Genomic DNA, 24,607 nt, shown 5'->3' on the forward strand with positions numbered 1-24,607 from the left:
CCGGCTCCTTTTATTTCTGGGCTTCAAGGCCGCCCCGCAAAATTTTCATCACTTCTGCAACAGCCTTTTGTATCCGCTGAGGTGTCATTTTCTGCCAAAGCTCCGGCTCGGCCATGTATTCATCCATAGAAACCCCCAGATTTTCCAGCAGATAATCTGTCAACCCCTGTCCCAGCAGGGAATGCATGAGAGTTGCCATCAGCCTGGGGTCTATGTCCTGCCGGAGTTCTCCCCTGTCTATGCCGTCTTTGAGCATCTGTTCAAAAAAGTCAATAGCCATTTCCCTGCCTTTGGAATACATTTCATGCAGGAGCGCCTCTCCTTGCGCCTCAATGGCATTGGCAACAACCTGCCCCAGCTGCGGGTGTTCCAGACCAAAACGGGTACCTGCCGCCACCAGCCGTTCCATGGTGGTAAAAAACCCGGCCTTCCGGTCCAATTCCCGCTTCATATATGACATCTTCTCTTGGGCAGCCATATCCAGTATATATGTGTACAGGTCCTTTTTGTCATTAAAATATTGGTACATACTGCCCTTGGCAATCCCTGCCCGGGCCACAATATTGGACAGGGATGCCTTGTTATAGGGGTGTGTGGCAAATTCATCCGTAGCCATATCGAGAATGCGCTTTCGCTTCTCTTCGGGTAGATTAAAAAAGGTTGGTTTTGGCACAATTTCACCTCTTAGGATTAACAAATTTCGCAGTTTAATCCGGATAATTTTATGACCAGACGGCCATGTGACTTAAAAGTCATATGACTGTCTGGTCATATTATATATCCGGTTAAATTCGAATGTCAATGAAAATCGCTGCTGAGTGAGAGCAAAACATCCATTCATTCAACGCTTAGCTGTCTGGCTCCCCAAATGTCCTTCGCATACTCCAGAATAGTCCGGTCACTGGAGAATGTACCTGCATAGGCAATATTGTTTATACTCATCTCCAACCATTTCGCTTTATCCCGGAAGGCCCTGTCCAGGTTTAGCTGGGCTGCGGTATAGGCCGCGAAATCCCCAAGTACAAAAAACTCGTCATTGTGCACCATCAATGAGTTATAGATGTTTCTAAACTCGTCAGCCGGGACAGGAAAGAAACCATTGACAAGGCTGTCAAGAGTTAGTCTTAATCGACTGTCATTTTCATACAAGTCACGTGAACTGTAACCGCCGCTGCGATAATAGTCCATAACCTCTTCAGCAGTAAGCCCAAAGGTAAAAATGTTTTCAGGACCGACTTTTTCATAAATCTCTATGTTGGCGCCATCCATGGTGCCTATAGTAATTGCCCCGTTGAGCATAAATTTCATGTTTCCGGTACCGCTGGCTTCTTTTCCGGCAGTTGAAATCTGTTCACTGACATCTGCCGCCGGAAATATCATTTCTGCCAGGGAAACCCGGTAGTTCTCCAGGAAAACAACCTTGATTCTGTCCCCGACACGCCTGTCATTGTTGATGATATGTGCCAGGGTGTTGATCAGCTTGATGGTAGTCTTAGCCTGATAGTAACTTGGCGCGGCTTTTGCTCCGAAAATAAAGGTCCTTGGCGCCATATCCAGATTCGGGTTTTCCAAAAGCCTGTTATAAAGGTCCATTATATGAAGCACATTCAGTATCTGCCTCTTATATGCATGCAGTCTTTTAACCTGGACATCAAATATCGAATCCAGGTCAACATCAAATGAATATTTATCTCTTATCATTCCTGCCAGAACTGCTTTGTTCCGCTTCTTAACACCTGCAGCTTGCTCCCTAAAGGACGGGTCTGCAGAATATTTTAAAAGCCCGGTAAGTTCAGCGGGTTCACGAATCCAACCAGGTCCAATAGCCTCAGTTATCAAACCGGCCAGTTCCGGGTTAGCTTTCATCAGCCACCTCCGGTGGGTAACCCCGTTTGTCTTGTTATTGAACTTATGGGGGTAAACAATATAAAAATTCTTCATTTCCTGACGCTTGAGAATGTCGGTATGTATCCGGGCCACACCGTTAATACTACAGCTTCCGGCAACTGCCAGGTGAGCCATTTTGATGTGATTATCGGCAATTATTGCCATGGATGATATCATGTCCCAATCTCCCGGATATCTGTCCCACAGCTCACGGCAGAATCTTTCATTGATTTCATGAATAATCATATATATCCTTGGCAGCAGGTTCCTGAAAAGGTCTTTTGGCCATTTCTCCATGGCTTCAGCAAGAATGGTGTGGTTGGTATATGATATGGTGCCAGTGGTAATCTCCCAGGCCTCGTCCCAGCCGATGCCCTCCTCATCAATCAATATCCTCATCAGTTCGGGAATTGCCAGCACCGGGTGCGTATCATTTACATGAATGGCAACCTTTTCCGGCAGCTGCTTTAATGAACCGTTCTTTTTTCGAAACGTGCGGACAATACTCTGGATTCCTGCAGAAACAAAGAAATACTGCTGCTTCAGCCGAAGCTCCCTGCCCTTATAATGATTGTCATCAGGATAAAGAATCTGTGAAATAGCTTCAACGGAGTACTTGTACTCCACAGCCTGGAGATAATCCCCATGGCTGAAAGAGGAAAAATCAAAATCTGTTTGCACAGCCTCTGCGCTCCACAGCCGCAATGTGTTCACAGTATTGTTGCCATAACCTATCACCGGAGTGTCATAAGGCACAGCCAAAACCGCCTGATAGTTTTCATGGACAAACACAGTCCTTTCACTGCTGCTTTCTTCCCTGACAGCGCCATAAAACCTCACTTCAACAGCCTTATCAGGCTTGCGCAGTTCCCAGACATTACCGTCCCTCAGCCAGTTGTCAGGAAGCTCCACCTGGTATCCATCGACAATCCTTTGCTCAAAAAATCCGTACCTGTATCTGATACCACAACCATGACCAGGTATACCCAGTGAAGCCATGGAATCAAGGAAACAGGCAGCCAGCCTGCCCAAACCGCCATTCCCCAGCCCGGCATCTGCTTCGGCATCTTCCAGTTCATTCAGGTCTATCCCCAGGTCATCCAGGGCTTCCCTGCAGACAGGAGTCAAACCGAGATTGAGGAGATTACTCCCCAGCAGGCGGCCCAACAGGAATTCCAGGGAAAAATAGTATACCTGCTTGGCATCCTCTTCCAGGTAACGGGCATTAGTTTTGACCCATTTTCTGCTTGTATAGTCCCTGATCATACCGCCCAGAGCCATGTATTTATCAAAGGCAGTTGCCTCATCCAGACATTTGCCGCACACAGCCTGCATTTTTTCCAGGAAAGCGTTTTTAAACGTTTCTTTATCTCGAAACATAGTATTCCTCCTATTTCGGTACTTGTTCGATACTGCTCCTGGTTTATCCTGCTTTATTTTTTTGATTTTGCAAGCTATCACAAGATAACAGCAGTTTTCCGCTGATATGCCTGCAGCCAGTATACCTAATCGGTTTGTATGCAGTAATGATTCTTGTTATAATTAATAGTGCATATCCGGGTGTAAATAAGATACAGTCATCTTGGCAGTTATATTAATAGAAGGAGAGACAGCAAATGATAAACTTCAAAATCGATCCGGATAAAGTGGATTTTGTAAAATCCAACAAATGGCTGGTGCCTGTAGGTGTATCAAACAGGCATATTCACCTTTCCCAGGAAGATATAGAAATCTTATTTGGCAGAGGATATCAGCTCACTGTTGCCAAAGAACTGGCTCAGAAGGGAAACTATGCAGCCAAAGAAACGGTAAATATTGTGGGGTCCAAAGGGGTTCTGGAACGCGTACGGATTGTCGGTCCTCCGCGAGAAGTCTCACAGGTTGAAATCAGTCGAACTGATGCGGTAAAATTAGGTATCGAAGCTCCTATCAGGGATTCGGGCGACCTGGATAACACACCGGGCGCGATCCTTATTGGACCTGCCGGCCCTCTTGTCCTGGGTAAAGGTGTTATTATTCCCAGGGCTCATATCCATATGGCAAAACAAAAAGCCGAGTCTCTGGATCTGCACGACCGGGACAAAGTAAGTATACTGATTAAAGGCCCAAAAGTCGTGTGCTATCATAATGTCCTGGTCAGGGTTACAGATGCAGGTGAGACAGAATTTCATATCGATACAGATGAGGCTAATGCCGCCTTTGTGGATACGGGCGACCTGGCAATGATCAAGCACAGAGAAATGGTTGTGAAAGACAACTATGGCAACATCGTTGAAGTTGGGGTAGATAATATTAAATTTGTGGTTGGCAAAACCCCTCACGATTATGCCAGTATTGAAGGAATTCGCCTGCTTAGAAATGTCTTTCATTATCCGGTAAGCACTCAGCAGTCAATTGTAAATAAAATGCTGAACCCTCACCTGATAGAGCCTGCCCGCTTTTATCTCCTCTCGGCTATGGAAGGTGACAAGGTAGTCGGCATCTCGTGTTTTTATTACCTTACGGATTCCAGGCTGGGATACCTGGAACACATAGGAATTACTCCAGAATACAGGAATCGTGGTATCGGCAGCTTCCTTTACCATAAAGTCACTTCATTCCTGGAAAAAGAACATCCTGAAATTGAAGGGCTCCTCCTGGAAGTTCGCCGGTCAAAGGACGAAACTGACAACAGGAAGCAGTTTTTCTTGAACCTTGGGGCTATTCCTGTTGACACCTCCTTTTACCCATCCGGCAAATTTAAATTTGCCGAGGAGCTGCTGTTGATGTTTAAACCACTTGTGGTTGAAGCAAATTTAAATACAATTACCCTGGAACAGGCATTTCGCAACCTTGCCAAGGTACTTTAATTTACAATCGGAACAGGTATAGGGGTAGATGTCTTCCGCGGCGGATAACTTATCCGCTTCCCGGGAATACATCTACCCCTGTTTTCCAGCAGTCTTTTTTCCAGCAGTCTTATTGTCTAACGCAAGCGCATTTCGACTTTGGATTGAACGTAAGCAGTTTTTCTATCTTTATAAAATACAATATCTCCTTCTTTAACACATTCAGGCAATTCAGTACATGACACAACTTTAGCAATTCCGTCAAATTCCAAAATGGCAAATCCCCCAATTATTTCAGAAACCCTTGCCCGAATCATGCCCAGTTCTCCTCCTTTAGTTTTTATGGATTCAAAAAATCCTGTAATTTAAACATGAAGTTTTGTATTTTTCGCACTGAAAACAGTATAGCATATGTAGTAACCAAAATGGTAAAAAAACGTACGTCAAATTCTTACACAATACGCCTGTTAATTGTCGATAAAAATACAAAAAAAGGAATTCCAGTTAACTGAAATTCCTTTAATATTAACTAACTTCCTGTTTTTCCTGATTCTCCGGCTCCATTTCCAATTCTCTCATCCTTCTGTTCATCAACCTGTCAAATTCCTTATGAACATTTCTTCTGGTAATTTCAGTTTCCACAAGCTTGCGCACCCTTTCGGCCCTATCCTTGACAGAAGCAGCACCGCACTGGTATTGCTGACCCTGCCAAATGTACTCGTCAACCAGACGTTCGAGTATCATTTTGGGAATTTGCCTTCTGGCATCACTGGTTATTGTAAAATGAAAAAATCTCTGCATCAAAAGCCTATCCCTCCCGGTGTTAATTGTAGATTTGTTTAATAAATATTACTATTCTTAAATATTGTATCTCAATTTGTAATATATTTCAATAGATTGGAGAAAAAATTACTAACATTTGTAGTTGGTCTCTTTCCGTAAATGTTGAGGGAGACAAGTTGTCTTCAAAACCTTAAACTTTGGGAGCTCGAATGGTAAGTTTTCCTCCCGTAAAATCAATCTCTGTTCTTTCAGAGTTGACTCTAACCGGAAGGGAACAGGCTCTGGTAAATTTGCTCCACTGATATCCCTTCTGTTGGCCATCTTCTTTTTGGAGCAGGTTTTCACCGCTTATCACCACACTGTCCTGTCTTACTACAACATCAATATTGTCTTTTACTGAATTGGGAATATCCCCGGTAATAATCAGATTGCTGCCCTCTTCCTTTACCTGAAGGTTCATCCTGTTTCCTGCCAACTGAGACGAGTACAGCTCTTCAGAAAACGACTTCATAAAATGAGTGAACAATTTGTCTAATTCATCAAAAAAACCGGTTATATCCTGGAATGGATCCCATTTTATCAGGTCAGCCATAGTGGTCACCCCTTTCCGTTAACATATTATGCAATTAACATAATATGTGTGCCACCTCAACTGAACCGGTAAGCACGAAAAGATGACCTTTACAAACCAAAAGCAGGCATTTCTATACATAATCAAGTAATTCCCGGAAGTCTTCCAGCCAGAAATCCGGACCGAGGTCCAGCAGTTCTCCCCTGTTATGAAGGCTCCACTTAACTGCAGCGCTTAATACACCCGCTTTCTGAGCACATCTGATGTCATAGGGGCTGTCCCCAACCATGACCACACCGTCTCCCGAAGGTATGCCCAGTTTATGAAGAGCTTTCAATATCGGATCAGGTTCAGGCTTGTGTTTTTGGGTATCCTCAAAAGCTACCAGTGTATCAATGAAGCTGTCAAGCTTGAACAACTTCAGGCCCCTTAAAGCCAGGCTGTTCAACTTGGAGGTGACAACAGCCATCGGGATATCATATCGTCTCAGCTTTTCAAGAGTATCGGAAACATGAGGAAATACTTTGACCATCTTATCATGTCTTTCAGCGCTGTACTCCCTATAAGTTATACACATTGCCTCGGCCTGGCCCGGGTCAATGTCTGCCATAATGTTTACAAGGGGCACCCCGAAATACCTGTAAAGTCCAGACCGCTCCATTTCATGGCCCAGGTGCACCCTTATAGTGTGCTGAAGTGATTCCAGCACGAGGTCATTAGTGTTTAGCAGAGTCCCGTCAAGGTCAAACAATATGCAGGCTGCCTTCAGTTTTTTGCTTTTCATCGGTCCCGACTCCTCCGTAAAAACCTCTTTTCTCTTATCCCGTACTGATTCCGTTATAATAATTATTAGTATAGCACCTTTACGATCCAGTGTACAACACTAAATCTCCGGGATAACCGTCTTAAGCATGCCTATATGGAATAGGCCGCCGAATTTGTCAGCGGCCTTGAAGGCAGGTATCTCTAAATCTTAATGGCAACAAAAACCGGTTTAGATGCATTTCCTGAATTATCGATAACGACAATCTTTACCTTGTAGCTGCCGGCGGGAGCATCCCCACCCTGGGCATCCTTCCCGTTCCATATGGCCGATACTTTTCCTTTTTGGACTTTAACATCGTCTTTCACCATAGCTATAAACCGGTCACTGCTGTCAATTACTTTAATGAATACCCGCACATCTTCCGAAACCCTGAAGGAGATCTCCCTGCCGCCGGTCTTCACTTCACTGACTACCGGCGCGACCCTTTCCAGGTATCGTGCAGTCAGGGCATAGGGCTGAACTGATGAATTGCCCAGATAGTCATAAGCCTTTATGAAGTAATATCCCTTTTGGAAAATATTAAAGGTGGCCACTTCCTCAATCCCGGTCATGGATTGGTCAACCCTGCCCAACAGTCTGCCGTCAGGGCCATAGGCCTCAAATACGCCATCGATATCCCCGGGAACATCAAGTGTCACTCCCAATACACCCGCATCAGGAATATAGACCTTATACCAGTCAATATCTTCTGTCCCCATAAAGGTTGGTTTTACTGCAACCCCACCGGTAAGCGCTGCGGCCTTGTCCCGGGTATCGTTGTTTTCCCAGGCATCAGGGGAAGCAGTAAATGGTTTAATAACAAATGAATACCTTTCCTCCGATCTGCCCTCAACAGACAAAATAGCAATATAGTACCTACCCGGCTTGGCAGGAGTAAACACCCCTGAATCAGGCTGACCCGCTGTCCCGCTATCTATTTCTGTCACCGGCATCAGTTCGGGTTCCGGCATCTCTCCGGTATCTGCTTCGTCTTCTTCAGCCGCAGCGGAATCACCGGGTTCAATTTCCTTCATTACAACCACAGCCGTATCCAACTCGTCCGGGGGTGTAACATAGACAAGAAATGGCTGGGGTTTGACCACATCAAAAACATAAAAATCCAGGTCGTCATCAGGGAAAATTGTCCCCTCCCGGACGACCCCCTGAACAACGGGGACTGCCATCAACGGCTCGTCATTCATTTCCTGATCCACAAAATTATACCGGCTGGATTCAACTTTAAATTGATAATTGTCCGCAGTCTGGTATCCCCAATTACTTACACTAATATAGTATTTGCCGGGCTTAACTTTGATGGCAAGAGAACCGCCCGCTTCAGAATCCCCTAAATATCCATAATCAGCGCTGCCATTGGAATACCCCAGCGCTTCTTCTTCCGGATCGCTGAACACATAAAGGCTGCACCATCCACCCTTTGGCTCCTGAAAATCAACTGAAAGCAATCCTGTTTCCGGGACATCAAATTCATACCAGTCTTCATCCTGTTCGCTGTGAAAGTTACCTGTGATTTCTTCCCCAAGAGCCACCTGGGCTGCCTGTTTCCAGGTGTCATTTCTTTCATAGCGATCCCTGGCAAAGCTGAACCCGGACACGGTTAGGCTGTAATTTGCATTCAGAGAAGCACCTCCGGTGTCATAGACCCTTAAGTAGTAAGTGCCGCTGCCTGATTCGGGAAGGATGATTACTCCTTCTTCACCCTCACCCTGACCGGCATTATTTATCAACTCATAATACCAGCTGCTGTAATAGTTCATATAGTCATCTTCATCATATTCACTGAAGTTATTCGAATTCTCCACTGCAACTGCCAGGTCAAGCCCATCAGGGACATCCACACTGATTTTATAAGCTTTACCGGTCAGTCTGACCTGGAACCAATCCTCATCCGCCTGGCCCCCAATGACCCCATTCACAGTTTTCCCCAATTCCAGCTTTTTTGCTTCCTCATACGTATTATTGGGTTCATTTGCATCTCTGATAAGGCCGGCATCAGCTAGAATTCTCGCTGTAACGGTATAATTCTCTTCAGACCAGCGGAAATGGTTGCCAAACACCTTAATATAGTAGTCGCCTTCCTCAAGGTCTGTAACCAGGCCGTAAACTGTCTCAGCTACCTTCAACGATGTTCCGTAAACCGCAAAAATATCAGTTTCCCATTCGGCGGAAGCTCCCTCAGCAATCGTATTGAAGGCAGATATTGCCTCTCCCGAAGAGTCGCAGACCTCAACACCGGGACTTACCTTGCCTGCCGGCAGAACCTCTACCTGCAAGTGGTTTCCTGCCGGAATAGTTATCTTAAACCAGTCCACATCGCCTCCGGTACCAATCTTTTCCAATACCGGCCGATCATTTTCCAGAATTACTGCATTTTCCATACTGTTGTTCGAATCCCCGCCAGTCTTAAATGTAGCTGCCAAAGCCCTGCCAATATCAATTCTCCCATGACCGAACTCAGGATCCCATCCGGGCTCCCCAAGATCAGCAGCGGTAACCTCAATAATCTGCCTGACATCTTCCGCTGTCAATCCCGGGTCCTTTGCCAGCAGCAGAGCCGCCAAGCCAGCAACCATCGGGGATGCCATCGATGTACCGCTCATTTCCGTATATGTGGAACCCTTATACGGGTCCCACACACTGCTGTATATGTCCTCACCCGGTGCGCACACATCAATCAGGGGTCCATAACTGGAAAATTCAGCAAGACTGCCTTCCCTGTCTGTGGCGGAGACAGAAATTACCTTGGATATTGCCGCCGGGTAGCTGATATCCTCTGAAGCCCAATTTCCGGCTGCGGCAACCATGACAACCCCTTTTCCGTAAGCATATTCAATAGCCTCATTCAAAACCTCAGAATGAAACCAGCTTCCAAAACTCATATTGATAACCCGGGCTCCATGATCGGCGGCCCATATGATCCCATCACTGATTGAAGTATCTGTGCCATCCCACCCGTCAAAAACCTTAACCGGCATAATCTTGACACCGGGTACTCCGGCCACGCCGGCCACACCTACACCATTATTAACAGCGGCCCCGGCAATCCCAGCCACATGAGTCCCGTGGCCTTCACTGTCCCTGGCGCTTTTAAGGGGGTTCACGGTATTGACTCCCCGGACCAGCCTGCCTTTCAGGTCGGGGTGGTTCACATCTACCCCTGAATCCAGTACAGCTATGATGACAGGAGCGCCGGTACCCCGGACCCCCCAACCATTTTCAGCATTAATCTGTTTCATGGCCCACTGCCTCCCATACTGGGAGTCATTAGGAGTACCAAAAAGCCTGTAGGTATAATTAGGCTGGGCATACTGCACTGTATTTTCCCTGCTCAGCTGCCGGGAAAGGGCAGCCACATTGGTATCTGCCGGCGTCTCTGCAACAACATAGCCTAACCTGGTATCCCGCCGGACCATTTTCAGTCCATATTTTTTTATTAGTGTAAACGCATCATCCAGGCGGCCGGTCTTAAATATAACCTCACCTTGGCGGTATACCGGTTCCGGCCCATACTGCCCCACGCCTGGTGAAACTGCAGTCATCCGCTGCGGCGTCCCGGAAGAGGCAGCAGTCATCTGCTGCGGCGCCCCGGCAGTGTGCTGTGATTCTCCGGCAGTATACTCCGATGCCCCGGCAGTTTGTGGGAGCATCATGGCGAAAATCAGCGTCAATACCGCCAGAAACCTTATTTTTTTGTGCTTTATCATGTATTGTTCCCTCCGTTTCGGTCATCCCATCCCCAGAGCCAACTGCCCGGATCAATGTCCAGCGCTGCCGGTTGAATAATAATTCCACATATTACCTGAAAAAACCTTCAGGGAATAAAAAATTACATATCGCAAACCCAGGTGCAAATTGATGACAGAGCATCACACAATAGCAGCCACCGGCTCAGCCGGTGGCTGCTATATCTCAGCTTGTTGCTTACACTTTACCCTCATCTTATTCTTATGCCCTCATCTCATCCATCAGTGAAAGCCAGTTATACAGATAAACCGGGGTAATAAAATTTTTCCGGGCATGTTCTTTCCCTCTTAGGCCCAAATCCCTGGCCAGACCGGGGTCCTTTAGAAGCCGCCGCAGACAGCCTGCCAATTCCTCTCCGTCTTTTGCCAGGAGCCCTGTCTGCTCATGAATGACCTGCTTTAGGATTCCACCTGCCGGAGCGGCCACAACCGATTTACCCTTCCACAGCGCTTCGGTAACCGTAAGACCAAACCCCTCCCTGATAGAGTTCTGCACAATAATGTCACTGGACCTTTGGAGGACATTTATCTCCAGGTGGCTGGTGGGAGATAAATTCAAAATCCTGATATCGGGGTCGTTATCGACCTTTGCCAAAAGCTCGGCAAGTACCTCCAGGCCTTCGGGGTCATCATCGGCAGCGCCCCCGGCAAGAATCAGGTAACTGGGGATATCAGCCCTTACCTGCCGAAAGGCATCGACAACACCGAAAGGATTTTTCAACCTGTCAAAACGGGAAACCTGCAGGATTACCGGCTTATCATGGGGAAAATCAAGCTCCTGAAGCACCCTGTCTCGTTCGGCAGCAGTAACTTCCCTGTTCTTGTCACTTAAGGGGTCAATGGCAGGAGGCAGGAAAAACTGCCGGCTGCCCAGATTTTTAGCATATTCGGCCATATGGTAGATGGCGGCATCACACCTGGCGGCATAATGGCTCAAAAATCCCCAGAGCCTGGCATCTACATTGACAGGGTCAATATGGCAGTACCAGACCCACCTGCCTCTGTGGTCAGCCTTGCGGTCAGTCAGACCCAAGGGCTGCTGGTCATGAATTACTACATAATCGGCATTCCGGTCAACTACATCAAGATTGGCCGCAGCAGTAAGGCGGTAAATTTCCTTCATTTTCTCACTGAAATCAATCTTTTCACCATGAAAGGCATTGTGAAAAGCTTTGGTAACCCCAAAAAATTCTTCACCCGCACTTATGATGTCCCACTTTGCCCGAAGACCAATAGAACGCATGATAGGAGTCAGGCTTTGTAAAATCTCAGCCACGCCGCCGCCAATAAATGTGGAATTAATATGCTGAATGGCGGCTCCCCTTAACCCGGTTGACAGTTTATCTATCCGGTCCAGCAGTTCTTCATCAGCAAAAGAGGCATAGTCATTAAGTGAAATATTCCGTTCAACACCTGCTTTTATAACCAAGTAGTTCAACTCCCTGCTGCTAATTTTTCTAAAAGTCTGATTACATCTTCCGGTTGAGGCAATCTTAACGATGCTGCCGAGAACCTTCCGGATGCTGCCAAAGTCCTTCGCGACACCAACACACCGGTTCCCCGCTCTGCCACTGCCGCAAAAGCATCCTCATCAGTTGTATCATCACCAAAATATACGGGATAGTGTTCCGGGTAAAGGTCCATTAAGTATTTTACCGCCATTCCCTTGTTAATATAACAGGGACGTATCTCCAGAACCTTCTTCCCGGCTATTGTTTCAAGGCCTGAACCCGCCATTAAAGGACAGGCTGTCTTAATAAAGCTCCCCAGAATTTCCGGGACCGCCCCGGCTGCAGCCTGCCCCGAAATTGCGGCCTCCCGGTAATGCAAGGCCAGGGCAATACCCTTATGTTCAATTAAAAACCCTTCTTTACCGCCAATGCACCCTGAGGCAAGTTCCGCTAACCGGTCAATAACCGGCTGCAGCCTGTCCGGGTTAACCCTTTCAAACCGTTCTCCATTGGGATTCCGGAATTGGGCCCCATGACAGCCGATCAGGTGAATCCCGGATACTGGAATTATTTTCTCCAGGTCTTCCAGGCTGCGCCCGCTTATCACAGCGAAAGCGATAGTTTCCAGCTCCCTGAGCCTGTCAACAGCGGCCACAACTTCAGAACCCGGTATTGCCAGTTCCGGTCTTTCCCTGATGGATACCAGAGTCCCGTCATAATCTGTCATTACCAGGACTTGCGGCTTGGCAGTTATTATTTCCGCCAAGACATCTCCGCTGCCGATGGTCAAAGGTAAACTGCTCATAACACAGCTCCCCGGGTCAGCATCCCGCCAATTGAGCTGTCTGGGGGTGGTTCCCCAACTGTTTCCGAATCAATAAGCCAATTTTGTTGAATCTTCTGCCACCACCAGTTAATATCCTCTTCCCTGACTGACCTGGCCAATGCCAGCATACGGCGTTTCTTTTCCGTCACATCCAGTTCGATACCCGCAACAATCTGGTTTGCCATTTCCCGCAGGTTATAAGGATTCGCCGTTAGAGCTTCGGTTAACTGCACCGCTGCTCCGGCAAAGGGGCTTAAAATCAGAACCCCGCCGCCGCCGGATTTTACGGCCACATATTCCTTGGCAACCAGATTCAGACCGTCTTTTAGCGGAGTAACCACAGCCATATCTGCGGCCAGGTAATGGGCTGCCAGGTCTTCCCTGCTCAATGGTTTAAACAGATACCTGATAGGCACATGAAAGTTCTTGGTATATTTGCCGTTGATTCGGCCTACAATTTCCTCTATCTGTCTCCTGAGCCTGCGATATGCGGCAACATCTGTCCTGCTGGGGACCGCGATCTGAACAAAGGTAAGTTTACCTTTATACTCAGGCCGGCTCTCCAGAAGATACTCTAAAGCCTGCAGCCGTTCCGGAATACCCTTGGTATAATCCAGGCGATCAACACTGATGATCACATAATCACCGCCAATACTGCTTCTGATTCCGGCAGCCTTCCTGATGACTCCGGGTTGGGCAGCAAGATTCTCAAACTCCCGGCAGTCAATGCCGATGGGAACCGCCCCCACTCTGACAATCCGCTCCGGGCCAAAGATAAGGCCTCTGGCGAAATCTATAGCGACGCCATAGATTTCCCGGACGCTCAGCAAAAAATTACGCACATAGCCTTCCGTATGAAATCCGATAAATTCACAATTCAACAAACCCTTAATAATTTCTTTGGCCCATGGCAGTACCGTAAATATCTCCGGCGGAGGAAAAGGAATATGCCAGAAGACGGAAACCCTGGCCCCGGGCCTTTGACGGCAGATATACCCTGGAAGCAGCGCCAGGTGAAAATCCTGGACCCAAATCATGTCCCCTGGGCCTGTCGTCTGTAAAACAACTTCAGCAAACTTGCGGTTAACCCGGCGGTAAGACCCCCACATTTCTTCATCAAAGACAGACTTTTCAATAAAATTATGGCATAAAGGCCAGAGGCAGCCATTGCACATACCTTCGTAATACCCTGCAGTTTCAGGTTCGGTGAGCATTACCTCATGAAAAAGCCACTTATCCGTCTTCTGCAAGGTAAGTGACCTGCCCAGAGTTTCTTCTTCAGTGCCGTATCTCCCGCCCCAGGCAACCCATCTGCCATGAATCTGTTCGATAACCGGCTGGATAGCTGACACCAATCCACTTACCGATGGTGTTGCCTGAATACCCCTGGCCGTTTTCCTGAAGGTGTACGGCCCTCTGTTGGATACTACTGTCAGACCGCCTCTGGGATTAAGTTTAAGAGGTTTCAATAAATCCAACGATTTTACACCTCCTTTTCAAAAATTACCTTAGCCATCCCTTCTGTGCCAATAACACTGGTGTATGTCTGGTCCTCCCTCCTGGCAAACTCCAGGCTGACCGCGCCGTTCCCGACCCTGATGTTTTCCAGGCGCAGTATTTTCAGTGACCGCGGCAGATACGGGCTGCGCACGTAAAACTCGTTCCCGCGGCACTGGAGACCCAGAATTGACCTTAGCAGCAGGAACACACTGCCCACAGACCATGCCTGGGGGTCGCATGCTATAGGATACCTCACAGGACCGACCTTCCCCGCTCTGGTAAAGCCGCAGAAAAGTTCCGGGAGCCGCATATGGTCAAAGAATTGAGCTGCCTCAAAAAGAGTGTCAGTAAGCAGCCTGAGCTCTTTAAGCGCTCCGGACTGTCTCATCCCATAGCCGATAATGGAGTTATCATGCGGCCAGACAGAACCGTTGTGGTAACTCATAGGGTTATAGGGGGCTTCATCTGCACTCATTGTCCGGATGCCCCACCCTGAAAACATATCCGGTTCCATCAGGCGTTCTATTACCTTAACCGCCAAACCATCAGGAAGAATGCCTGTAAACAGGCAGTGGCCCGGGTTCGAAACAATAGTGGTCAAAGGCTTCTTATACCCATCCAGGGCGTAAACGGCGAATCCGGTCTCATCCGTCCAGAAATCATATACAAAACGTGACCGCAGCCGGTCTGCCCTTTCCCTGAGGTCAGCTGCCTTCAGGATGCTGCCGCTCATCTGGTATAGCTCGGCTGCATCCAGTAAAGCCCGGTAATAATAAGCCTGAACCTCAATAAGAGCAATCGGACCTTCCGGGAGAGCGCCATCCCGGTGAATGACCCCGTCCCAGGAGTCTTTCCAGCCCTGATTTACCAGGCCTTTTTCTGACCGGCAGAGGTATTCAATATATCCATCCCCATCCATATCACCGAATTCCCGGCACCAGCTCAGGGCATTTTCCAGGATTTCTGACATTTCCCCAAGAAAATCTGTATCTCCTGTCCACCTGACATACTCTGCCAGCAGGATAATAAACCATAGTGTCGAGTCCACCGAACCGTAGTAGGGTGTATGAGGCAGTTCACCTGACAGCGCCATTTCCCCATATCTCATCTCATGAAGAATCTTTCCCGGCTGTTCATCACGCCACGGGTTGACCTCCCGGCCCTGATACCTGGCCATGTACCTTAGTGTTTCCCTGGCCAGGAGCGGGTTTATCAACAGGGCCTGCCAAGCCGCAATCAGGGAATCACGCCCAAAGGGGGCAGCATACCATGGGATTCCCGCCTCCATAACAGCTCCCGTACCCGGATACACCGTACTAAGAGCCCTAAGGTCGGTGATGGCTACATTAACCATCTGATTAAAATGCTCATTATCGGATGTTATCCGGACACACTCATCCTTCCACGATTGGTAAGCATCAATAAGATACCGGGCGACACCGGTAAACCCCAAATCATGCTTACCGGCTGTCTCCGGATCATCTTTGTCGCCAGATTCCAGGCTATCCTCACAGGCTGTACTGGGCATCCCGGCAGCCGGTTCCACCACAGGCGTAACTTTAATGTAAATATAATTTTTCACTTTGGGTTCCAGCCTCAAGACATATTGAGCTATTATAAAACAATCCTCTTCCCTGAGGCGGGCAGGTGCCGGTGAAAAATTTATCAGGGTAGATCTCCTGATATTATCTGTACCCATGTAGTTTATGGATGCACTGTGCCGCTGCAGGGTGTTTCCCTGCCATGTGCCCTTTTTTTCCCGGGGTGTCCCGCGCACCTCGAAGATATCTGCAAAATCCGTACCCAGCTTCACACTCAGGGTGACCTCAAAGGAACAGGACCCGAAATTAGCCACCCTGATACGCTGGTAATAGGCATCCTTTACCATCCTGAGCAGGCGGAGATGCACTGTCTGCAGTAAAACCTGCTGTCCGTCATTGCTGATAAACTCATTGTTTGTCATCTCTACCTGGGAAAAGTGACTGTCTCTTAATGTTCGAGACAGAAAAACAGGAGATGTGTTATTCACACTTAGTTCCAGGCAGCTGAGAAACCTGGTGTCAGAAAAGTAAAAACCCAATCCGCCTTGATCATCACACGGTATTTCCCCTCCCGGCAGGGTGTTGATAAACATCCGGCCTTCTTTTAGTACATCAATACTGGAGCGTATATCAGCCGGGGATACTCTTAATTCGTCATGAATATTTTGATTGCAGACTTCCATATATTACCTCCGAGGTCAAGGCCTCATTAATTACCACTGCTGTCTTTTCTCTCCAGGAAATTCCGGTATACTTTAAGTGTCGCTACTGTCATTTTCTCTTTGGTCCAGTTGTCCTTGACCATCCCCATGCCTCTTTTCCCCATCTCACAACACACCCCGGGGTTTCTCAGCAGGAAAAGGCATTTTTCGGCAAGGTCATTGGCATCAGCCATTTTTACAATAGAGCCGTTTCTGCCGTCACTGATGACTTCCGGCATTCCTCCGGCCCTGCTGACAATAACCGGTCTTCCACTGGCCATGCTCTCAAGCATTACAATGCCAAAGGGTTCCTCAAAGCAGGACGGGGACAGGCAGAACTCTGCGGCCTTATACACCAGGGGCATTTCGTGCCAGGGGAAGAATTTAACGAAAATATTTTCCTGCAGCCCCAGTTCTTCTATCATTCCCATGACTGTGTCAACATGCTTCCGGTGCCGGGACCCCCAGTCAACTGCCTTTTCTGTCCCTGCCATAACCAGGAGTGTATCCGGAAACTCCCGTCTTATGATATCCAGAGCCCTGACACTTATATGGCTTCCCTTCTCCAGATTCATCCTGGCCGGGTGAAAGATAACCCGGCGTCCTTCAAACTCAGGATAAAGGAATCTGATCCTTTCCCTGTCATCCCCGGTACACGGGCCAAACTTAGCCAGGTCTATACCGTGGTGTACTGTGGTAATTCGTTCTCCCCTATATCCTGCCCTGACCAGTTCACCTTTTATGTAATGGCTGACCGCTATTACGACATCCCATATATCAGCCCTTTGGTTTATTTCTGTCCAGGTGCGGTCATTATCAGGCCATACATTGTGGGCAGTAAGCATCAGGGGGATTTTTCTTTCACGCTTGATTGTATTCATAATGTCTGTGTGCAGCGGGCTGAAATAATGCATGTTGTGTGCGTGAATGATATCAGGATCTGTATCATCTATAAATTGGGCAATTACTCTCCCGATATCTCCAAGCTGTTCTTCAATTAGTTCCGGGGTAAGACTGTTAAGGTCCATGACAGGGGTTCTTCTTACATACATCCCCTCATAATATTCTTCTGCAGGACGCCCCCCGACAGACCCTGTCAGCAGTGAAACCCTACAGTCTTTTTTTACCAATTCAGGGCCCAGCATGGCCAAATGGCTTTCAACTCCACCGATCACCGGTGGGAACCCCCAGTGCAAATGAGCAATTTTCATTTCTTGGCATCACCTCCATCTCTTTTTTACCTTATTCACCGGAGCGGTATTGTATTCGCTTCCGGCGACAATTTCTGCCAAATTTATCCTCCACTGGTGCAATAAAAATAGCACAAAAAAGCACCTACAGCAATCGCCATAGGTGCATCCTTTGTAACCCTTAAATAAGTTCAGCCTTTTTCAGTACATTCCTTACTATTACGGCTGTTTCAGCCCTGGTTATTTTATCTTTAGGTGTGAGTTTCCCATCATACCCTCCTATTATGCCTATGCGCACACAGGCTGCAGATGACTCTTTGGCCCATTCGGCTATCTGGCCGGCATCAGTAAACTTCACTAAAGCCTCACTTACTTCTTCTGCATTTAAATCCGTATCAAGTTTGGCTATTGGCATAGCCTTAGCTACCATAGCCATTGCTTCTTCCCTGGTTATGTTTTTATCCGGTTTAAAACTGCCGTCAGTATAGCCGCTTACAATACCGTATTCATAAGCTAAACTTACTTTTCCATAATACCAGCTATCTTCTTTAATATCACTAAAGGTTATTTCTTTCGCCGGTTCCCTCAATCCAAGGGCATTTACCACAATAGCGGCAAATTCTGCCCGGGTAATATCTTTGCCCGGTTTAAAAGTGCCATCCTCATAACCACTGATTACCAGTCTGGAACCCATATCATTAACGGCCTCTTTAGACCAATGGTTATCTACATCAGCAAATCTTCTGGGGTTCCAAATGGTTGTATAAATACTGTTTGTTAAGCTGTTAATCCTGGCATAATACTTCCCATTGATTTTTATTACTGTCGTAGGCACATGGGAGAAAGTCCCGTCAGGGTTCACTACTACACCGGTGGTTATTTTATCAGGATCTACACCTTCAGGTATCGCAAACATCCGTTCCACATAATTATTAAACTTAGATACCTGAATTGTTTTATCCCCACCGGTACACTCTATTTCTAATTCAACAGGCTTGACTACCAACTGGTAATTACCTTTCACTGCGATATCTTCAACAACCCTGACGATTTCTTCTTCAGGTTCAGCAATTTTTACTTTTACCTTTATGTCTTTAAGCTCTACCTGCTCTCCTATTTGGGCAGAAATTTCGTTAATGTTTATCTGGGCGGCAGGTATTGTATAGATAACTCTCTCTGTTTTTATCTCCAGGACAGCCTCTTTATCCTCCATTTTCCTGACGATCTTTCCTGTAAGCTCACCTACCACAACATCAGAACCGTCATTTACCGGGATAATTATTTTTACCTTAGCCCCGGCCTGGTTAAGTTTTTCTTCTATCTTATCTTCATCAACGGTAACGGTGGTTACTGTTCGGTCTCCTTCATTAGTTGTTTCAGCATCCCCTACATCATCTATACTGTCCTCTTCTGCGGGATCACTATCGTTGTTATCATTACTGCTGCTTCTGCTGGGGGGACTGGCCCTGGTAATTGTTATTTCATATATTTTAGTGGTTACTCCATCCTGAGCGTATACGACTACTGCTACTGAATTAGAACCTGCATCTAAACCGATAACTTCAGAAGGAGCGCCGCTATTTGTGGCTGCACCGTTGACTTTTATTGTGGCTGTTTCATCATAGACTGCAGCTGTTACGGTAGTCTGGTATACACTGTTGGCCACACTGGCTGTGTAGCTTGTTGTATCACCGGAAAATGCCGGAGTAAGGATGCCGCTGCTTATGGAAAGGCTCGACAGGTCTGCGTTACTTGAGGGTGCTGTTATAAAGTTCCATGTTACTGCATCTGATATGCCTGCAAAGTTGTTGCCTGCCATATCCTCAAAGGCTGTTGCATCTACCTGTAAATAATAAGCAGTATCACTTATCAGTGTTGAATCAGGATTTACAGTTATTGCATCTGTTCCTCCGCCTGATACTTTTGCACCTGTTACATCTATTGCTTCTATTACACTGTCATCTGACGATTTTTTTATAGTTATATTCCCTGCTCCCACAACTACATTTTCATCAAAAGTAATCACTAAGTTATTATTCACTCCTACACCTACGGCATTATCTGCAGGGGTTAGAGTATTTACTGTTGGCGGTGTCTGATCATTCAATGCCTTGACACCTGTTGTTTCCCCTGCTCCTGTTGCATTTCCTGCTTCATCATATACTGAGGCACCGTCTGCCGGGGTTATCTCTATTGTTTCATTTCCGTCAGGTGTTCCTGTTATGTTTAGAAATAATCTTACTGTTGTCTCCCCTCCTGTAAGGGCTGATGCTGTGCCTTCATCTGCATTGTCATTTTGCTTCACGGAACTTATTGCTGCACCTGTTGCCGTTCCTCCGTTTTGCGTAAATGTAAGACTTAATTTATCTGCTGTTAAGGCTGCAGTGCCATCACCTGTTCCATATATTCCTTCACTGAATACCACATCCATGTATGAGTTGTCCGCTGCCAGTGTCCCTGATGATATCATTGCCGGGGCAGAATCCCATGCAGCAGCTAATAGACCTGCTGCATCCGTGGCCAGGGCATTACCCGCTAAGTCCTGCACCGTCCCATTGCCTCCTGCGGTATACTTTACCGTGACTCCTTCTTTTGCTGATATACCCATGTCGGCAACGGTCAGCACCACATGAGCCGCATCAACCCCCTGGGCTATACCACTTACTGCATATGTTGTTAACGGGTCTCCTGTCTCTTCTACCGTAAAGCCCCCGTCATTGGCCTTGGCAATGTCAGTGCTGTCTTTGCTCAATGTCACTGTTATCTGTGTATCACTGTCTCTTACTACACTTACCAGCGTTGGCGGTGTCTTATCATTCAATGCCTTGACACCTGTTGTTTCCCCTGCTCCTGTTGCATTACCTGCTTCATCATATACTGAGGCACCATCTGCCGGGGTTATCTCTATTGTTTCATTTCCGTCAGGTGTTCCTGTTATGCTTAGAAATATTCTTACTGTTGTCTCCCCTCCTGTAAGGGCTGATGCTGTGCCTTCATCTGCATTGTCATTTTGCTTCACGGAACTTATTGCTGCACCAGTTGCCGTTCCTCCGTTTTGAGTAAATGTAAGGCTTAATTTATCTGCTGTTAAGGCTGCAGTGCCATCACCTGCTCCATATATTCCTTCGCTGAATACTACATCTATGTAAGAGTTATCCGCTGCCAGTGTCCCTGATGATATCATTGCCGGGGCAGAATCCCATCCTGCCGCTGAGACACCTGCTGCATCAGTGGCCAGGGCATTACCCGCTAAGTCCTGTACTGTTCCATTGCCTCCTGCGGTGTATTTTACTGTTATACCTTCCTTTGCTGATATACCCATGTCGGCAACAGTCAGCACCACATGAGCCGCATCAACCCCCTGGGCTATGGAAGCTACAGCATAGGTCGTACCCGCATCCCCGGTTTCTTCTACCGTAAAGCCTCCGTCATTGGCCTTGGCAATGTCAGTGCTGTTTTCACTCAGGGTTACTGTTATCTGTGTATCACTGTCCCTTACTGCACTTACCAGCGTTGGCGGTGTCTTATCATTCAATGCCTTTACACCTGTTGTTTCCCCTGCTCCTGTTGCATTTCCTGCTTCATCATATACTGAGGCACCGTCTGTCGGGGTTATCTCTATTGTTTCATTTCCGTCAGGTGTTCCTGTTATGTTTAGAAATAATCTTACTGTTGTCTCCCCTCCTGTAAGGGCTGATGCTGTGCCTTCATCTGCATTGTCATTTTGCTTCACGGAACTTATTGCTGCACCTGTTGCCGTTCCTCCGTTTTGCGTAAATGTAAGACTTAATTTATCTGCTGTTAAGGCTGCAGTGCCATCACCTGTTCCATATATTCCTTCACTGAATACCACATCCATGTATGAGTTGTCCGCTGCCAGTGTCCCTGATGATATCATTGCCGGGGCAGAATCCCATGCAGCAGCTAATAGACCTGCTGCATCCGTGGCCAGGGCATTACCCGCTAAGTCCTGCACCGTCCCATTGCCTCCTGCGGTATACTTTACCGTGACTCCTTCTTTTGCTGATATACCCATGTCGGCAACGGTCAGCACCACATGACCTGCATCCGTACCCTGGGCTATACCACTTACTGCATATGTCGTTAACGGGTCTCCTGTCTCTTCTACCGTAAAGCCCCCGTCATTGGCCTTGGCAATGTCAGTGCTGTCTTCACTCAGGGCCACTGTTACCTGTGTATCACTGTCTCTTACTACACTCACTAAAACAGGTGCTGTATTATCTATTGAAAATGTCAAAGTATCACTTCCGGCATATGCATTGCCGGCCAAATCCGTACCTGCTGCTGTTACTGTTGCAGCTGCATTTCCTGCAGGAACTGTCCAGTCATATGTCCAGACAGTGCTGTCCCCGCTGTCTGTCATAGCCGCTCCTGCTACTCCGCCATTGGTAATAGTTATTGTGGGAGTATTTGTTATGGCTTCACTGAAGGTCGCGGTTATGGTTACTGTTTCATTTTGTTTAACTATATCGTCAGCATCATTGTCCGACAATGTTACCGTTGGAGCTGTATTATCTATTGTGAATGTCAAAGTGTCGCTTCCGGCATATCCATTGCCGGCCAAATCCGCTCCTGCTACTGTTACAATTGCAGTTGCATTCCCCGCAGGTACTGTCCAGTCATATGTCCAGGCAGTGCTGTCCCCGCTGTCTGTCATAGCTGCTCCTGCCACCCCGCCATTGGTAACAGTTATTGTAGGAGTATTTGTCATGGCTTCACTGAAGGTCGCGGTTATGGTTACTGTGTCGTTTTGTTTGACTATGTTGTCAGCTTCGTCATCAGTCAAGACAACTGTTGGTACTGTTCTGTCCACAGCAAAACTGTAAGTTGTTGAAGGGTTACTCTGATTTCCGGCGCTATCTCTTGCAACAGCTAATATATTATATGTACCGGTTGTAAACGGGTCTGAGGAGAGGTCAACACTCCAATTGCCAAATTCATCTGTTTGGCCTAATCCCCACGGGTCAAAGGTATCGGCATTAAATATTTCTATATAGCTGTTGGCCTCTGCGGTCCCGGAGAATACCAAAGTATTATCATTCGTTATTTTATCACTTGCAGATGCACCGGTATCATCAGCCAAGGAAGTTATTACCGGAGGCTCAGGCGCTGTTAGGTCAATTATAACTGTGAATCCCGGTGATAATGCTCCTGTATTACCCGCAGCATCAGTTGCCGCTGCGGTGAACACATAGGTCCCTTCTGGTAATGCAGTCCCTGTATAATCAAAGCTCCAGCTTCCACTTCCGTCCGCTGTTGTTGTACCTATAGATACCTCATCTTTAAAGACCTCTACTATACTGCCTGCCTCTGCCGTACCTTCTATTTTAAGGGTTTGGTCTTTAGTAATCCCATCGAACCCGCTTGCTCCCAGATCCTGGATTATAGATGGTACTGCAAGGCCATTTGGAGCTGTATTGTCTATTGTGAATGTTAAAGTGTCGCTTCCAACATATGCATTGCCGGCCAAATCCGTCCCTGCTACAGTTACTGTTGCAGCTGCATTTCCTGCAGGAACTGTCCAGTCATATGTCCAGGCAGCGCTGTCTCCGCTGTCTGTCATGGCGGCCCCTGTAACTCCGCCATTGGTAATGGTTATTGTGGGAGCATTTGTCATGGCTTCGCTAAAGGTCGCTGTTATGGTTACTGTATCGTTTTGTTTGACTATGTTATCAGCTTCGTTATCAGTCAGAACAACTGTTGGTGGTGTTACGTCGGCTGTTGTAAAGTTCCATGTCGTCATATCTGCTATTCCGGCGAAGCTGTTACCTGTTTCATCATCAAATGCTGTTGCATCTATCTGTACATAATACCCCGTTTCTCCTGCCAGAGCAGTATTCGGATTTATGGTTATCGTATCTGTTCCTCCACCTGTTACATTTCCACCCGTTACATCTATTGCTTCTATTGTACTGTCATCTGATGACCTTTTTATTGTTATATTCCCTGTTCCCACCACAACATTTTCATCAAATGTTATTACCATGTTGTCATTTACCCCTATATCTACTGCATTATCTGCCGGGCTTAAGCTGCTTATGGAAGGTGGTGTGGTATCTGTAGCATAAGTAACTACAAGCTGTGGTGGATAGTTAAAATCTTCCCTGCTGTCAAAAGCAAAATCGTTATCTGTTGCATCTTCATAGCCGGTTAAAACAAATGTAGCAACACCATCTCCTGCTGCCTGTGTAAGCACAAAGTCTGTTACATCAAATTCTTTCCACTGACCTTGAGTTATGTTACTATCATTAGTTATTATAGAATAGTCTTGAGAAGGGATTGAAGTATCGGGTTCACTCCAGGCATCACTGTTTGAGCCATACAAATTAACAACAGGGCTTCCGTTTTTTTGTGAAATATATATTTTTAATGCCGCACCTGTAATCGTCCCGCTAACTGAATTTAAGTCAAATTGTAATGCAGCTCTTTCATAGTTAACCCCATCAGAAATATAACACCCAACCATAAGAACAGAATGATCTGGCACAATAAAATTATCATTATTATTATAGTTACCCCAGTTATCCAAGTAATAATCTTTAGTTGATGGAATTTCGGCTGCTTTTACTTTCTCAATATATATGAAACTCATACAAATTAAAAAAACCAGAATTACTCCTAAAAGTTTTTTAATCATGTGCCTCTCTCCTTAATATAAAATTATGATTGTACCCGAAAATGATCTCGTCCACAATTTTTCATTAATAGTTCTTTTTCTCTTTACTCCTACAATTTCCCTGCA

At 46.8% G+C, this 24,607-nt stretch carries 14 protein-coding genes; 1 reads left to right on the forward strand and 13 read right to left on the reverse strand.

The features are described from left to right. Nucleotides 1-10: 10 nt before the first annotated feature. Entirely contained in the window at nt 11-673 is a 663-nt protein-coding gene (locus Ga0451573_RS16170; RefSeq protein WP_231685194.1) for a TetR/AcrR family transcriptional regulator, read from the reverse strand. 164 nt (nt 674-837) lie between these two features. Continuing rightward, complete coding sequence (locus tag Ga0451573_RS16175) at nt 838-3,267, reverse strand: glycogen/starch/alpha-glucan phosphorylase (protein ID WP_231685195.1); 2,430 nt, start codon at nt 3,265-3,267, stop codon at nt 838-840. Between the two features lie 236 nt (nt 3,268-3,503). On the opposite strand from Ga0451573_RS16175, the gene pduL reads away from it, so the two are divergent. Then, complete coding sequence (pduL, locus tag Ga0451573_RS16180) at nt 3,504-4,736, forward strand: phosphate propanoyltransferase (RefSeq protein WP_231685196.1); 1,233 nt, start codon at nt 3,504-3,506, stop codon at nt 4,734-4,736. A gap of 116 nt (nt 4,737-4,852) precedes the next feature. Here the strand turns inward: pduL and Ga0451573_RS16185 are convergent, their stop codons facing one another. The 11 genes from Ga0451573_RS16185 to Ga0451573_RS16235 form a co-directional block, all read right to left on the reverse strand. Beyond that, nucleotides 4,853-5,032, reverse strand: coding sequence for a hypothetical protein (locus tag Ga0451573_RS16185; protein ID WP_231685197.1), 180 nt, complete (start codon nt 5,030-5,032; stop codon nt 4,853-4,855). Nucleotides 5,033-5,240: 208 nt separating this feature from the next. After that, nucleotides 5,241-5,519: a hypothetical protein gene (locus Ga0451573_RS16190; protein WP_231685198.1), complete on the reverse strand. Its 279-nt coding sequence runs from the start codon at nt 5,517-5,519 to the stop codon at nt 5,241-5,243. A gap of 169 nt (nt 5,520-5,688) precedes the next feature. Then, nucleotides 5,689-6,090, reverse strand: coding sequence for an Hsp20/alpha crystallin family protein (locus Ga0451573_RS16195; RefSeq protein ID WP_231685199.1), 402 nt, complete (start codon nt 6,088-6,090; stop codon nt 5,689-5,691). Nucleotides 6,091-6,202: 112 nt separating this feature from the next. Beyond that, entirely contained in the window at nt 6,203-6,853 is a 651-nt protein-coding gene (locus Ga0451573_RS16200; RefSeq protein ID WP_231685200.1) for an HAD-IA family hydrolase, read from the reverse strand. 182 nt (nt 6,854-7,035) lie between these two features. Continuing rightward, nucleotides 7,036-10,596 carry a S8 family serine peptidase gene (locus Ga0451573_RS16205; RefSeq protein WP_231685201.1) on the reverse strand — a complete coding sequence of 1,187 codons (3,561 nt, stop codon included), beginning with the start codon at nt 10,594-10,596 and terminating at the stop codon, nt 7,036-7,038. 241 nt (nt 10,597-10,837) lie between these two features. After that, nucleotides 10,838-12,064: a glycosyltransferase gene (locus Ga0451573_RS16210; RefSeq protein WP_231685202.1), complete on the reverse strand. Its 1,227-nt coding sequence runs from the start codon at nt 12,062-12,064 to the stop codon at nt 10,838-10,840. A gap of 5 nt (nt 12,065-12,069) precedes the next feature. Next, a complete protein-coding gene (gene otsB / locus Ga0451573_RS16215; protein ID WP_231685203.1) occupies nt 12,070-12,891 on the reverse strand; it encodes a trehalose-phosphatase in 822 nt (273 codons plus the stop codon). Further along, entirely contained in the window at nt 12,888-14,390 is a 1,503-nt protein-coding gene (locus Ga0451573_RS16220; protein ID WP_231685204.1) for an alpha,alpha-trehalose-phosphate synthase (UDP-forming), read from the reverse strand. The genes otsB and Ga0451573_RS16220 overlap by 4 nt, the downstream gene beginning before the upstream one ends. A 5-nt stretch (nt 14,391-14,395) precedes the next feature. Then, nucleotides 14,396-16,636, reverse strand: a complete 2,241-nt coding sequence (locus tag Ga0451573_RS16225; RefSeq protein ID WP_231685205.1) for an amylo-alpha-1,6-glucosidase — start codon at nt 16,634-16,636, stop codon at nt 14,396-14,398. Between the two features lie 26 nt (nt 16,637-16,662). After that, nucleotides 16,663-17,865 carry a glycosyltransferase family 4 protein gene (locus Ga0451573_RS16230; protein WP_231685206.1) on the reverse strand — a complete coding sequence of 401 codons (1,203 nt, stop codon included), beginning with the start codon at nt 17,863-17,865 and terminating at the stop codon, nt 16,663-16,665. 160 nt (nt 17,866-18,025) lie between these two features. Further along, on the reverse strand, nt 18,026-24,502 hold the full coding sequence (locus Ga0451573_RS16235; RefSeq protein ID WP_231685207.1) for an S-layer homology domain-containing protein: 6,477 nt from the start codon (nt 24,500-24,502) through the stop codon (nt 18,026-18,028). Nucleotides 24,503-24,607: the final 105 nt, after the last annotated feature.

This window comes from Phosphitispora fastidiosa, from assembly GCF_019008365.1.
Lineage (GTDB): Bacteria > Bacillota > Thermincolia > Thermincolales > UBA2595 > Phosphitispora > Phosphitispora fastidiosa.

Coding starts and splice junctions, on each gene's coding strand:
- Ga0451573_RS16175 (WP_231685195.1), bottom strand. CDS start 3,267: ATGTTTCGAGATAAAGAAACGTTTAAAAACGCTTTCCTGGAAAAAATG.
- pduL (WP_231685196.1), top strand. CDS start 3,504: ATGATAAACTTCAAAATCGATCCGGATAAAGTGGATTTTGTAAAATCC.
- Ga0451573_RS16185 (WP_231685197.1), bottom strand. CDS start 5,032: ATGATTCGGGCAAGGGTTTCTGAAATAATTGGGGGATTTGCCATTTTG.
- Ga0451573_RS16195 (WP_231685199.1), bottom strand. CDS start 6,090: ATGGCTGACCTGATAAAATGGGATCCATTCCAGGATATAACCGGTTTT.
- Ga0451573_RS16200 (WP_231685200.1), bottom strand. CDS start 6,853: ATGAAAAGCAAAAAACTGAAGGCAGCCTGCATATTGTTTGACCTTGAC.
- Ga0451573_RS16205 (WP_231685201.1), bottom strand. CDS start 10,596: ATGATAAAGCACAAAAAAATAAGGTTTCTGGCGGTATTGACGCTGATT.
- otsB (WP_231685203.1), bottom strand. CDS start 12,891: ATGAGCAGTTTACCTTTGACCATCGGCAGCGGAGATGTCTTGGCGGAA.
- Ga0451573_RS16225 (WP_231685205.1), bottom strand. CDS start 16,636: ATGGAAGTCTGCAATCAAAATATTCATGACGAATTAAGAGTATCCCCG.
- Ga0451573_RS16230 (WP_231685206.1), bottom strand. CDS start 17,865: ATGAAAATTGCTCATTTGCACTGGGGGTTCCCACCGGTGATCGGTGGA.
- Ga0451573_RS16235 (WP_231685207.1), bottom strand. CDS start 24,502: ATGATTAAAAAACTTTTAGGAGTAATTCTGGTTTTTTTAATTTGTATG.